General features: G+C 55.6%; 12 protein-coding genes. 9 read left to right on the forward strand and 3 right to left on the reverse strand.

The window, feature by feature from the left end:
* Nucleotides 1–19: 19 nt before the first annotated feature.
* The 9 genes from ACOXYR_RS05240 to catA are packed head-to-tail and all read left to right on the forward strand — an operon-like array spanning nucleotide 20 to nucleotide 7,172.
* Nucleotides 20–370 (forward strand): IacB protein, encoded by a 351-nt coding sequence (locus ACOXYR_RS05240; RefSeq protein ID WP_189622734.1) that lies wholly within the window; start codon nucleotides 20–22, stop codon nucleotides 368–370.
* A gap of 10 nt (nucleotides 371–380) precedes the next feature.
* On the forward strand, nucleotides 381–893 hold the full coding sequence (locus ACOXYR_RS05245; RefSeq protein WP_350436584.1) for a nuclear transport factor 2 family protein: 513 nt from the start codon (nucleotides 381–383) through the stop codon (nucleotides 891–893).
* An 11-nt stretch (nucleotides 894–904) separates the two neighbouring features.
* Nucleotides 905–2,206 (forward strand): aromatic ring-hydroxylating oxygenase subunit alpha, encoded by a 1,302-nt coding sequence (locus tag ACOXYR_RS05250; protein ID WP_113857962.1) that lies wholly within the window; start codon nucleotides 905–907, stop codon nucleotides 2,204–2,206.
* Nucleotides 2,207–2,689 carry an aromatic-ring-hydroxylating dioxygenase subunit beta gene (locus ACOXYR_RS05255; protein ID WP_108473509.1) on the forward strand — a complete coding sequence of 161 codons (483 nt, stop codon included), beginning with the start codon at nucleotides 2,207–2,209 and terminating at the stop codon, nucleotides 2,687–2,689. It abuts the gene before it with no gap.
* Between the two features lie 10 nt (nucleotides 2,690–2,699).
* Nucleotides 2,700–3,440 (forward strand): SDR family NAD(P)-dependent oxidoreductase, encoded by a 741-nt coding sequence (locus ACOXYR_RS05260; protein ID WP_350436585.1) that lies wholly within the window; start codon nucleotides 2,700–2,702, stop codon nucleotides 3,438–3,440.
* A gap of 9 nt (nucleotides 3,441–3,449) precedes the next feature.
* Entirely contained in the window at nucleotides 3,450–4,382 is a 933-nt protein-coding gene (locus ACOXYR_RS05265; RefSeq protein WP_421355463.1) for a PDR/VanB family oxidoreductase, read from the forward strand.
* Between the two features lie 10 nt (nucleotides 4,383–4,392).
* On the forward strand, nucleotides 4,393–4,893 hold the full coding sequence (locus tag ACOXYR_RS05270) for a flavin reductase (RefSeq protein WP_421355464.1): 501 nt from the start codon (nucleotides 4,393–4,395) through the stop codon (nucleotides 4,891–4,893).
* A 20-nt stretch (nucleotides 4,894–4,913) separates the two neighbouring features.
* The gene (locus tag ACOXYR_RS05275) at nucleotides 4,914–6,242 is read left to right on the forward strand and encodes an MFS transporter (RefSeq protein ID WP_421355465.1); all 1,329 of its coding nucleotides are present in this window, start codon (nucleotides 4,914–4,916) and stop codon (nucleotides 6,240–6,242) included.
* A 3-nt stretch (nucleotides 6,243–6,245) separates the two neighbouring features.
* Nucleotides 6,246–7,172, forward strand: coding sequence for a catechol 1,2-dioxygenase (catA, locus tag ACOXYR_RS05280; protein ID WP_421355466.1), 927 nt, complete (start codon nucleotides 6,246–6,248; stop codon nucleotides 7,170–7,172).
* A 151-nt stretch (nucleotides 7,173–7,323) separates the two neighbouring features.
* Here the strand turns inward: catA and ACOXYR_RS05285 are convergent, their stop codons facing one another.
* The 3 genes from ACOXYR_RS05285 to pgtP all read right to left on the reverse strand — a co-directional run bounded on the left by ACOXYR_RS05285 (nucleotide 7,324) and on the right by pgtP (nucleotide 11,997).
* On the reverse strand, nucleotides 7,324–7,752 hold the full coding sequence (locus tag ACOXYR_RS05285; protein WP_108473515.1) for a DoxX family protein: 429 nt from the start codon (nucleotides 7,750–7,752) through the stop codon (nucleotides 7,324–7,326).
* A gap of 184 nt (nucleotides 7,753–7,936) precedes the next feature.
* Nucleotides 7,937–10,342, reverse strand: coding sequence for a membrane-bound PQQ-dependent dehydrogenase, glucose/quinate/shikimate family (locus ACOXYR_RS05290; protein ID WP_421355467.1), 2,406 nt, complete (start codon nucleotides 10,340–10,342; stop codon nucleotides 7,937–7,939).
* Between the two features lie 266 nt (nucleotides 10,343–10,608).
* A complete protein-coding gene (gene pgtP / locus ACOXYR_RS05295; RefSeq protein WP_421355468.1) occupies nucleotides 10,609–11,997 on the reverse strand; it encodes a phosphoglycerate transporter PgtP in 1,389 nt (462 codons plus the stop codon).
* Between the last annotated feature and the right edge of the window lie 8 nt (nucleotides 11,998–12,005).

Raw genomic sequence — 12,005 nt, forward strand, 5'->3', positions numbered from 1 at the left:
TTTCTGTAAGGAGCAACAAATGAGCCAGAACACATTACGCGTGCTGTTTTGTATCGGTGTGAACCAGAACTTTTTCGACGCCACCCCGGCGGAGGCCAAACAGGTGTGGGGCGCGTTCGGCGTGATGATGAAAGGTATGGAAGAGACGCCGGGCATCCGCGTCATCGGCAATATGGATGATGATCAGTTGATGGTCGGCCCCTCGACCACCGCCCCGTGGACTACCTACGTGCTGGCTGATGCCGACACCCTGGAAAGTGTCGCGGCGGTCTGCAACCTGTTCCGCACCACGCCGGTCGGCGAAAGCAAACTTTGGAAGTACTGCAAGATTGAAGCGCGCGTGGGCCGCGAGCTAATTATTCAGAATTAAGGAGCAGGCGATGAACTCACAGGATGCGCAGCGTTTGCAGCAGCTTGAAGATCAGCAGGACGCGCGGGTATGCATCAGCAACTATATGCGCCTGTGCGACCAGCTTGAAACCCCGGCAACGGTGCGGGCGATTGGTGCGCTGTTTACCACTGATGCTTGCTGGGAAGGGGTGGGCGAACCGTATGCCACGCGCCTTGGCAGGCATGTCGGGCGCAACGCCATTGAAAACATGATGGCCGGATACGTCAGAACGCCCGCGCATTTTGCGATGAACGCCCATTTTCTGTGTTCGGAAGCCCTCATCCAGCAGCCAGATGGCCTGCTTTTCGGGCGCTGGCTGATGCTGCAAACCTCCAGTTTTACCGCCGGAGGATCGCATCTCAATGCGGCGGAACTGAACGTGGAGTTCCGTCGCGAAGCCGGTGTGATGCGAATGCACCATTTCACGACGCGCAATCTGTTTAGCCGGCCCGTCGAACACTGGCACGCCGATGATGTGCTGCCTGTACCTGACAATAAATAGAGAGACGAGCGATGCAGTGTGATAACCAGATCCCCGTAAAAAATATCGAAGCCAATGTGCCCGACTGCGCGGAAATCGCCGCGCTGGTGCAGTCTGACCGGGTGCATACCTCACTTTATAATTCCGAGACCCTGTTCAACCTTGAGCTGGACAGGATCTTTACTAAAACCTGGGTATGGGTGGCGCATACCAGCGAAATCCCGGAAACCGGTAGTTTCAAAACCACCGAGGTAGGCACCCAGCCGGTGATCGTCGTGCGCGACCGCAAAGGCAACGTACACACGTTGCTCAACCGTTGCCGCCACCGCGCCGCTACCGTGTGCGAGCACCGCAGCGGTAAAACCAACAGTTTTGTCTGCCCGTACCACGGCTGGGGCTACGCGCTGGACGGCAGCCTGCGCGGCGTGCCGCACCCGGAAAGCTATGCCGATCAACTGGAAAAAGGCGAACTGGGGCTGGTGTCGCTGCGTACAGAACAGTACGCCGGCATGATCTTCGCCACCTTTAATGAGCACATCGAACCGCTGGAAGATTTCCTCGGCGCGGCGAAAAAGTGGATGGATCTGTTTATGAAGCAGGGCGCGGGTTATCCGATTAAAACCGGCCCGGCACACCGTTTCCGCTTCCCCGGCAACTGGAAGATCCAACTGGAGAATACCACCGATGGCTACCACTTCCCGGTCGTTCACCGCTCGTTTTTAAGTTCGGTCGATAAGCAGACCGAAGAGATGCTCAACTTCGTTGACGGCAGCGGCTATGTGGAAGATCTCGGCAACGGCCATAGCGTGATGGTGATGATCCCGGAACTGGTGGATCTGGAAGCCAATCTCGATGCGCCAATTCCGGAGCGCTTTATCGCGCTGGCCGATGAACTGCGTAAAGACCACGATGAAGATCAGGTGCGCCGTATTGTGCGCGCCGTTGGCGGTTCCGGTTTTAACCTCAACATTTTCCCGAATATTGCCTGTTCAATGGCCTTCTTCCGCGTGCTGCAGCCCGTCTCGGTGAACGAAACCGAAATTCATCATGCGGTAATCACCATGGACGGCGGCCCGGAAATTGCCAACCAGGCGCGTCTTCGTCTGCATGAACATTTCCAGGGGCCGATGGGCTTCGGCACGCCGGATGATTCCGAGGCGTGGGAACGTGTACAGCGCGGGGCGACGGCGGGCAACGACCTGTGGATCATGCTCAACCGTGGGCTGGCGGGTGAGTACCGCACTGATGATGGCCTGCGCAGCGACGTGAGCGCCGAAACGGGGATGCGCGCGGCGTATCAACAGTGGAAAAAACTGATGACGGAGGCGGAATAAATGGTAACGCCAGATGCAGTACTGATTGCCGCTATCGAGACGATTAACCTTGAGGGCGACTTGCTCGATCAGGGCGAGTTCAACGCCTGGCTGGAGCTGTGGCAGCGCGATGGCCTGTATATCGTGCCAATCGATCCACAGGAAACGGATTTCAAAAACACCCTCAACTATGCCTGCGACGATCACGAAATGCGCGAGCGCCGGGTGAAGCGCCTTTACAGCGGTGAGTCTATCTCCACCACGCCACGCGCCCGCACGTTGCGTACGCTCTCCCGCTTCCGTCTGCTGGAAAGTGAGGGCGACGACATCGTGGTGCGCGGTGCGCAGTCGCTGTGGGAACACCGCAAAGGCTTTAGCCGTCACTACGCGGCAGATATCACCTGGCACCTGCAGCCGCAGGGCAACCGGCTTCTGATTAAGCAGAAGATTATCCGTCTTATCAACAGTGACGATGTGCTGCACAGCATCGGCTACATCCTGTGAGGAGCGCGTTATGACGCAAACCGTATTAGTCACCGGCGCGGCCGCCGGGCTGGGCAACGTCATCGCCACGCATTTGTTGTCACAGGGATATCAGGTGGTGCTGTCCGATGTCAGCCTGGCGCGCGCGCAACAGGCGGTGGACAAACTCGATAACGGCGCGGGCCACGTGCTGGCGCTGGAACTGAATATCCGCCAGCCGCAGGCGTTTGAGCAGGCACTTAAGGCGATTGAAGCCCGCTTCGGTAGCCTGGAGGTGCTGGTGAACAATGCCGCTCTGACGCTGGCGACACCGGTGATGGAAATTGATGTTGAAGAGTTCGACCAGGTGATTTCAACCAATCTGCGCGGCACGTTCGTTGGCTGCCAGACGGTGGGTCGCTACTTCGCCAAAAAAGGTTACGGACGGATTATCAACCTCGCGTCGCTCGCCGGGCAGAACGGCGGCACGGCGTCCGGGGCGCACTATGCCGCGTCGAAAGGCGGCATTCTGACGCTGACCAAAATCTTCGCCCGCGAGCTGGGAAAATCGGGTGTGACGGTCAATGCCATTGCGCCGGGGCCGATGGATCTCCCGTCCGTTCACGCACTGGTGCCGGAAGAGAAAATGGCCGGGCTGTTACAGATGATCCCCGTGGGCAAGCTCGGCGACGCCGAGTTTGTTGCTCAGGCTGTGGCGCTGCTGGCGTCACCGCAGGCGGCGTTTGTCACCGGGGCAACCTGGGACATCAACGGCGGTCTGTTCATGCGTTAAGGAGTTGCCATGCTGACACTACAGATTTTGAAACGCGAGCTTCAGGGGGAGGTCGTTCTGCTGACGCTTGCCGATGCCACCGGCGCTGAACTGCCTGCGTTCACCGCCGGGGCGCACATTGACCTGCATTTAACCGACGATCTGGTGCGGCCGTATTCGCTGTGTGGCGATCCGGCTGATCGTCACTGTTATCAACTGGGTATTCTCAAAGATAGCCAGTCCAAAGGCGGATCGCTGGCGGCGCACGCGCTTCGGGAAGGCGAATCGGTGACGGTCAGCCTGCCGCGCAATCTGTTTGCCCTGGATGAAGGGGCAGCGCGCAGCCTGCTGATTGGCGGCGGAATTGGTATTACGCCGATGCTGGCGATGGCGGCGGAACTCCACGCCGCCGGACGCGCATTTTCGCTGCATTACTGCGCCCGTTCGCGTTCGCAGGCGGCGTTTGTTGCCGAACTGGAAAAGTCGCCGTGGGCCGATCGTGTTTGGCTGCACTTCAGCGATGAGCAACGCATTGATTTGCCCGCGGTATTGAGTGATGTACCTGACAATACGCATGTTTATGTGTGTGGGCCGACGCGCTTAATGGACGCGGTAAGCGAACAGGCGAATGGCCTCGGGTATGCCGCTGAAAAAATTCATCAGGAGTGTTTCAGCGCGGAAGTGGAAGTTTCTGGTAAAGCGTTCGAGGTGGTGGCGGCAACCAGCGGGATTACCGTGCAGGTGCTGGAAAACCAGACCATTGTCGAGGCGCTGGCGCAGGCCGGATTAAAGGTGTGCGTCTCCTGTAAGCAGGGGATTTGCGGCAGTTGCCTGACGGATGTGATTGAGGGCGAGCCAGATCACCGCGACAGCTATCTGACAGACGAGGAGAAAGCCGATGGCGACCAGATCCTGCTCTGTTGTTCCCGGGCGAAAAGCGCCCGTCTGATTATCGATCTCTGAGGAGTTCAGCATGAATTTGCAGACCGAGTTTCGTAATGCGATGGCGCAACTGGGCAGCGCGGTGTCGGTGATTACGACCGATGGCCCGGCGGGGAAATTTGGCTTTACCGCCTCTGCCGTGTGTAGCGTCACGGATCAACCGCCGACCCTGCTGGTGTGTATGAATCGCAACTCTTTTGCCAATGCGCACTTCAAGCAAAACGGCGCGCTGTGCGTGAACGTGCTTTCCGGCGCGCATCAGGCGTTGTCGGGTATTTTTGCCAACGCCAGCCTGCGCTCAGAAGAGCGGTTTGCACATGACCACTGGCAGGTGATGGCGAGCGGCGCGCCGGTACTCAGTTCCGCCGTTGCCAGCTTCGATTGTGCGATAGATAACTGCCATGAAGTGGGCAGCCACACGGTTTTTTATTGCCAGGTGCAGGCGATTCGCATCAGCGAGCAGCCGCGCGGGCTGGTCTATTTTAACCGTCGTTACCATACGGTAGGCGGCGATATTGAGGTGAAAGCCTAACCCATTGAGGAGCCTGGCTTATGAGCAATACCGCAGCAGCACCGCACGACCCAAAGCAAATGCGTAAACTGGTGATTGCCTCCGTACTGGGCAACGCGCTGGAATGGTACGACTTCTTTCTCTATGGCACGGCGGCGGCGTTAGTGTTCGGCCCGCTCTTTTTCCCGGTTGGCGGCGACCCGCTACAGGGCACATTACTGGCGTTTTCCGGCTTTGCGGTCGGCTTTCTGGCGCGCCCGCTGGGCGGGATTGTCTTTGGTCATTTAGGCGATCGCTACAGCCGAAAGATGACGTTAATCATGACCCTGACGCTGATGGGCGCGACAACTTTCGTCATCGGCCTGCTGCCGACTTACAGCCAGATTGGCATTTGGGCGCCGATTTGTCTGATTACCCTTCGCTTTTTGCAGGGCGTGGCATCGGGGGGCGAGTGGGGCGGCGGCGTGTTGATGCTGAGTGAAAATGCCCCGGCATCAAGGCGCGGTTTCTTTACCGCCTGGAGCCAGATGGGTGTGGCTGGCGGGTTCGTACTCTCTGCCTTTGCCTTTTATCTGGTGCAGAAATTACCCGAGTCCGATTTTATGCAATGGGGATGGCGAGTCCCTTTTCTGCTCAGTCTGCTGATCTTCCTGGTGGGCGTTTATATCCGAAAAAACATTCGTGAAAGCGAAGCGTTTCGCCAGGCTAAACCCGAAGAGAAACATGAAAAAATTCCGCTGATCGTACTGCTGCGTGAGCATCCAAAAGCGCTGATGCAGGCCATTGCGCTGCGTCTGCCTGAAAATGGTGCGTCCTATATTTTCTTCACCTTTTCAGTGGTCTACGCCAAACATATTGGTATCTCAACAGACATCATCATCAGTGCGGTGACGCTGGCGATGGTGGTCGAGTTTTTCTCAATTCTGTTCTGGGGCGCGCTTTCCGATCGCATCGGTTTGAAACGTGTTTACTACATTGGTGTCATCGGCCTGCTGGTGATGGCCTTCCCGTTCTTCTGGCTACTTTCCAGCGGAGAATTCAGCGGGATCATGGTAGCGATGTTCCTCGGTCTGCCCGTCTGCCATGGGGCGATGACAGGGACGCAACCCTGCATCATGAGCGATCTGTTCCCGGTGCGCGTGCGTTACTCCGGCCTGGCACTGGGGCATGAAGTGGGATCTATCTTCTCCGGCGGTCTCGGGCCGATGCTCGCCGTCGCGCTGTTAATCGAATTTGACGCCGCCTGGCCGGTATCGCTGTTGTTGATTGTCTATGCGCTACTGGCGTGGATTGCGTTGCGGAGCCTGCCTTCGCAGGAGACACCTGTACTAAGTCAACCTACAAAAACCTTACCCTACAATGAGGTATAAGCAATGTCAGTGAATCCGGTTACGACATCTGAAGTGGAAAAATTACTCGCCGTCAGCAGCGGTTTTCTCTCTGAACAGGGGAACGAGCGCCTTCAGGAGATCATGCATCACCTGCTGGGTGATATCTGCAAGACCATTAAAAAATTTGATATCAGCGACGAAGAGTTCTGGCTGGCGGTGAACTATCTCAACGAGCTGGGCGAGCGCAAAGAAGCGGCGCTGCTGGCGGCGGGGTTGGGGCTGGAGCACTATCTCGATATTCGCGCCGATGAAAAAGAGGCGGCAGCCGGCAATGAAACGGGCACCCCGCGCACCATCGAAGGGCCGCTGTACGTGGCGAATGCGCCGCTGAGCGAAGGTTATGCGCGTATGGATGATGGTAAAGAGGCGGGTGAAATCATGTGGTTACAGGGCGTGGTGAAAGATAAGCAGGGGCGTCCGGTGACGAATGCTGTTGTGGATATCTGGCACGCCAACACGCTCGGTGGTTACTCGTTCTTTGACCAATCCCAGAGCGAATACAACCTGCGCCGCCGCGTACTGACCGACGCCAACGGTCACTATGCGGTACGCAGCATTGTGCCGTGCGGTTATGGCTGTCCGCCGGATGGCCCGACGCAAAAACTGCTCAACGGCTTAGGCCGTCACGGCAACCGTCCGGCGCATATCCACTTCTTTGTATCCGCGCCGGGTTATAAACACCTGACGACGCAGATTAACCTCAATGGTGATGCCTATCTGTGGGATGATTTCGCCTTCGCCACCTGTGATGGACTGATTGCTGACCCGGTGAAAGTGGAAGACGATGCCGTCGCCTATGAGCGGGGTATTCATCAGCCGCATACGGAAGTGAACTTTGATTTTACGCTGGTGGCGGCGGCGCAGAACAGTGAAGAGGAACGTGGGAAGCGGTTACGCGTGAAGGAGTAAATTAACGCTGTCGGCTCAGATTGCTGACAACGTGCGTATTGTGCGTGCCGGATGCGGCGTAAACGCCTTATCCGGCCTACAAGAACATGCAACTTCAATATATTGCAGGAACCTTGTAGGCCGGATAAGCGTAGCGCATCAGGCAATTTACTTAACGATAATCGGGGTTCGACATCACGCTGTAACGCCCGCCACCGAGTAAAAATATTACGATACCCAGCAGGAAATAGAACGCGGCGCTTTCAATAATCCACGCGCCCGTCGGTGCCAGCGCGAAAATATTTGTACCGTTTGCCAGTGCCACTGCGGTCAACATGGTGAACGAAACAATAATCGCCGCCCAGCGAGTGAAGATACCGAGAATAATCAAAATCGGGCAAACAATTTCACCAATATACACACCCCAGGCCATAAAACCCGGTAGCCCGGCTTTTATCAGCAACGCCTGAATAAACCCCAGATCGCCGCCCGGTAAGGCTTTATGAATGCCATGAAACAGAAGTAACCCACTAAATGTCAGGCGGAGTAAAAGCTTAGCGCCATCCGGATGATCGAACCGTTGCGTTAACGCATTGAGCATAGAACAGTCCTTATTAAGTGAACCCAGAAGAATAAAAACGGAAATTTGGGCAAAAGAACCCGGATAGCATAGTGGCAAACTATTGTGGCGGATTAAAGGCAGAAAAATTAACGAAGTCGTTAGAAAAATTTAGTTAAAAAAGGCCGAAGAGGGAATAAACGCTTCGGCCTTTTGCTGTCAGAACTTAATCTTCCAGCGCGTAAGCAATAATGTTGTCACCCACATCCGGCGAGTGGCTGGCACCACCTGCGGAAATAACGACATACTCTTTACCGGTTTTCGGTGATTTATAAATCAGCGGCGCGGCAACGGCGCCGACCGGCAGACGGGCACGCCATAGCTCTTTCCCGGTTGAGGCGTCGAGCGCACGCAGATAGTTATCCTGCGTACCGGCAAAGAAGACCAGGCCAGAGGCGGTTGAGGTTGGGCCGCCCAGGGTCGGCATTCCCAGCGGAATGTGCATGCCGGTTTTCATTCCCAGCGGGCCGGTATCTTCTACCGAACCCATCGGCACCTGCCACACCAGTTGACGCGTATTGAGGTCAATCGCGCTCATGGTGCCAAACGGCGGGGTGTTACACGGCACCCCCAGCGCAGATTGCAGAATATCGATACGTACACCGCCATAAGGGCCCGCGACCTGCGGGCGCACGGTGCCCATAAAGCCAGGGACTTCGTCGGTCGAGACGTGGTATTTCGCCATATCTTTCTGGCGCACCAGCGACATCCGCAGCGGCATACGCATATCGTTGACGAACAGCGTGCCGGTACGTTCATCGATGGTGATGCCGCCCCAGTTCATCCCGCCCAGCAGACTTGGCCATTCGATATACGGTTTCTCTGACGGTGGGGTGAACATGCCCAGATAGGTCGATTCTTTAAAATCGATTCGGCAAATCAGCTGATCGAACGGCGTGACGCCCCACATTGATTTCTCGGTTAGCGGTTCAACGCCTAACTGCGGCATGCCGGTAGAGAACGGTTGAGTCGTGGAAAGGTGTTCACCTTCCGCACCCTGATGCGGTACCGGAATCTCTTCCACTTTGGTTACCGGTTTCCCGGTACGGCGGTCGAGAACATAGATTTGCCCGGTTTTAGTTGTCTGAATCAGAACCGGGATCGCTTCGCCTTTCTCGTTCTTCATGTGGAACAGAACGGGCTGAGACGGTAAATCGTAGTCCCAGATATCATGGTGAACGGTCTGGAAGACCCATTTGGTTTTACCGGTACTGGCATCGACAGCCACCACGGACGAACCGTATTTCTCTTTGGCTTCGTTACGATCGCCGCCCCAGTAATCCGGCGGGCCGTTACCGGTTGGCAGATACACCAGATTCAGCTCTTTATCAAAGCCGGGTACCGTCCAGACGTTAGGCGTTTCAAGGGTGTAGGCGCGTGCTTTTTCCGGGTCGGTAATGTTTTCCGGCTGGCCGACATCCCAGGCCCAGACCACATCACCCGTACGCACATCATAGGCGCGCACCACGCCGGAAGGCTCGCCGTGCACAATATCGCGCACCCAGCCGCCAATCACCGCAATGTGTCCCATGATCATCGGAATGGATGTCGGGTGATAGCGCTTACTGTTTTCCGTATCGCCCATACCCTGTTTCAGATCGACGCTGCCTTTGTCACCAAAGCTGTCGCACAGCTCGCCGGTTTTGGCGTTCAGGGCAATCAGACGGGCATCGACGGTCGAGATGATAATACGCTGCGGGCATTGCTGAAGCGCCGGGCTGGCTTTCTCTTCCGCACTCAGCGAATCATCTTTTTGCGCATCGTAATAACCCACGCCGCGACAGGTCACGTGTTCGGCGGTCTGCGCGTGCGGATCAAAGCGCCAACGAGCTTTACCGGTATCAGCATCGATGGCCGCTACCACGTTTAGTGGTGTACAGGAGTAGAGTGTGTCGCCAATTTGCAGCGGTGTGTTTTCATCAACACCGATACCCGGGCCGGTTAAACGGCGACCGGTGTGATAGGTCCACGCGACTTTCAGGTTTTTTACATTCTCTGGCGTGATATCTGTGTAGGGCGCATAACGCGTACCAGATGCATCCCGGCCAAAGAATTCCCAGTTATCACTTTTTGACGCCAGCGTAGGTTCTTTACCAGCGTGGGTATCGACAACACCATTATGAATGCCACCGTGTGGGAAAAACGCCGAGATCAGTGTCGCCAGCAGGGCGACAAAAATCACCGTGGCGCTGCGGTTAGCCGCACGCACCGATGCACGCTGAACGGGCAACGTGGTGGTGAGCCACAGGGCGAGCATGAATAAGAGCGCGGGAACCACCAGACGAGGAATCAGCCCCCAGTAGCTGAACTGCACTTCATAGAGCGCCCAGAAAAGGGTAAGGACAAAGGTAATAATAGAAAGGGGGAGGGCAAATATACGGCGCAGCAGATAGCCTACTGCGATAACCAAATACGCCAGGCCGGCGATCAGGTACCAGGCGCTACCGCCCAGCGACAGGAGCTTGCCGCCCCATATGGTTAAAAACAGCCCAGTGCCAACACTGAGCAATACGAAGAGTAAGCGGTAGAGCGTAAAGAACACGCCTCCGCCTCTGCTTTTTTGTTCGTCCATTGTTCATCCCATACAAAGTCAGTCATTCAATGCGTGATTGCTCAGCGGGCTGGCGCATCATCCTGCGAAGGACGTTAGCCGCCTGAGATCCTGTTGTTATGGTGGGTAATCCGAAGGGGAAGTGCCTGCGCCTACAACGTAAGGAAGTTTATTTATTTGTAAGATAAATGTAAAACTTATGAGCATTAAATGTATAACAAATGGAGATTGAGCAGAAAGAACACTGCAGGGAGCGGTGGGGAAGTCTCCCTGCAAAGTGCCTGGGATCAGGCGTCAGCGAGCTGAAGTGAAGACGCTTCCTCGGCGTCTTTTTTACGCTGCCGTTCCAGTTCCAGTGCCCCACGATGGGACAGGTAGCAGAACAAAATACAGCAGACAATCCCGCCCATCAGCAGATAAAAACCACCGTGCCAGCCCATTTTATCAACCATGACGCCAAACAGGCTGGTACCCAGTGAGGCGCCGAAGATGTAGCTCATAAAGCCACGCAAACCGACTGCGGAGCCCACCGCAAAGCTGGGTACAATCTCCATTGTTTGCACAGAGGCAAGGAACTGCGGGACATAAATCAGACAGCCCACGATGGCGGCAAAAATGGTCACCATCAGCAAAGATTCACTTTTCCAGTAGCCGATCAGGCAAACGAAAATCAGCGCCATGCAGATCATTGCCAGTGGCATACGACGCCCTTTGAAGAGCTTATCGGATAACCATCCCGCCAGCAGCGTAGAGGGGATCGCGGCCCATTCAAAAAACAGGAACGCAATGCTCATTTGTTCTTTGGAAAAGTGTTTAACGGTCAGCAGGTAAATGGGTAACCAACTGATCATACCGAATCGCACCATGTAGACGAAAACATCGACCAGAGAGACGTACCAGGCATTTTTATTGCGCAGGACATAGGTGCAGAAAATCTGGAACGCCGTCATATTTTCCGGTGCGCTGACCGCATGGCGCGTTTTGAGCACCACTTTTTCTTCCGGCATCATCTCTTCCAGCGCAGGCAGACCTTCCTTACGCGGAGAGCCTTTACCCAGTGCCAGCACGATCAGTGCAAAAACGACGGCCACGCAGGCCGGGACAATATAGCTGGCGCTTTGCCAGTGTTCGCTTCCCAGAATAGCGAATCCAGCCCCAACGATTGGCGCGACAATACCGCCACCCACGTTATGAGAAATATTCCAGAATGCACCTACACGCCCGCGTTCCCGACGAGGGAACCAGTTTGCAATGGTAATAAAAGAGGGGCCAACGCCCATCCCCTGAAACAGGCCATTAAGAATAACTAACGCGGCGAAAATCCAGAATGCGGTGCTGAAACCCAGCCCAACGTTGACGATGGCGCACAGTACCAGGCCCGCCGCCATAAATACTTTTGGGCTGGCTTTATCAGCCAGGCTACTCATCACACCCTTACTGATGCCGTAGGCAATTAGCATACAGCTGCTGAGTAAGCCTATCTGCGTTGCGCTGAGATCTAATTGCTCTTTTAAATAAGGCGTCGAGAGGGTGAAGTTATTACGAACAATATAATATGCCAGATAGCCCAAAAATACGCTAAGCAACGCTTGCATCCGGTATCGATTATAGGTTGCCTGAACTTTCTCCGCCGGAACTTTATCGGCGGACTGTCCTGTTTTAAATATTGATAACATGGTGTCAC

Origin of the sequence: Pseudocitrobacter faecalis, from assembly GCF_965231525.1 — a bacterium.
Classification (GTDB): Bacteria; Pseudomonadota; Gammaproteobacteria; order Enterobacterales; family Enterobacteriaceae; genus Pseudocitrobacter; species Pseudocitrobacter faecalis.

Excerpts from the sequence above, each read along its gene's own strand:
- ACOXYR_RS05240 (WP_189622734.1), top strand. The coding sequence starts at position 20 with ATGAGCCAGAACACATTACGCGTGCTGTTTTGTATCGGTGTGAACCAG.
- ACOXYR_RS05245 (WP_350436584.1), top strand. The coding sequence starts at position 381 with ATGAACTCACAGGATGCGCAGCGTTTGCAGCAGCTTGAAGATCAGCAG.
- ACOXYR_RS05250 (WP_113857962.1), top strand. The coding sequence starts at position 905 with ATGCAGTGTGATAACCAGATCCCCGTAAAAAATATCGAAGCCAATGTG.
- ACOXYR_RS05255 (WP_108473509.1), top strand. The coding sequence starts at position 2,207 with ATGGTAACGCCAGATGCAGTACTGATTGCCGCTATCGAGACGATTAAC.
- ACOXYR_RS05260 (WP_350436585.1), top strand. The coding sequence starts at position 2,700 with ATGACGCAAACCGTATTAGTCACCGGCGCGGCCGCCGGGCTGGGCAAC.
- ACOXYR_RS05265 (WP_421355463.1), top strand. The coding sequence starts at position 3,450 with ATGCTGACACTACAGATTTTGAAACGCGAGCTTCAGGGGGAGGTCGTT.
- ACOXYR_RS05270 (WP_421355464.1), top strand. The coding sequence starts at position 4,393 with ATGAATTTGCAGACCGAGTTTCGTAATGCGATGGCGCAACTGGGCAGC.
- ACOXYR_RS05275 (WP_421355465.1), top strand. The coding sequence starts at position 4,914 with ATGAGCAATACCGCAGCAGCACCGCACGACCCAAAGCAAATGCGTAAA.
- catA (WP_421355466.1), top strand. The coding sequence starts at position 6,246 with ATGTCAGTGAATCCGGTTACGACATCTGAAGTGGAAAAATTACTCGCC.
- ACOXYR_RS05285 (WP_108473515.1), bottom strand. The coding sequence starts at position 7,752 with ATGCTCAATGCGTTAACGCAACGGTTCGATCATCCGGATGGCGCTAAG.
- ACOXYR_RS05290 (WP_421355467.1), bottom strand. The coding sequence starts at position 10,342 with ATGGACGAACAAAAAAGCAGAGGCGGAGGCGTGTTCTTTACGCTCTAC.
- pgtP (WP_421355468.1), bottom strand. The coding sequence starts at position 11,997 with ATGTTATCAATATTTAAAACAGGACAGTCCGCCGATAAAGTTCCGGCG.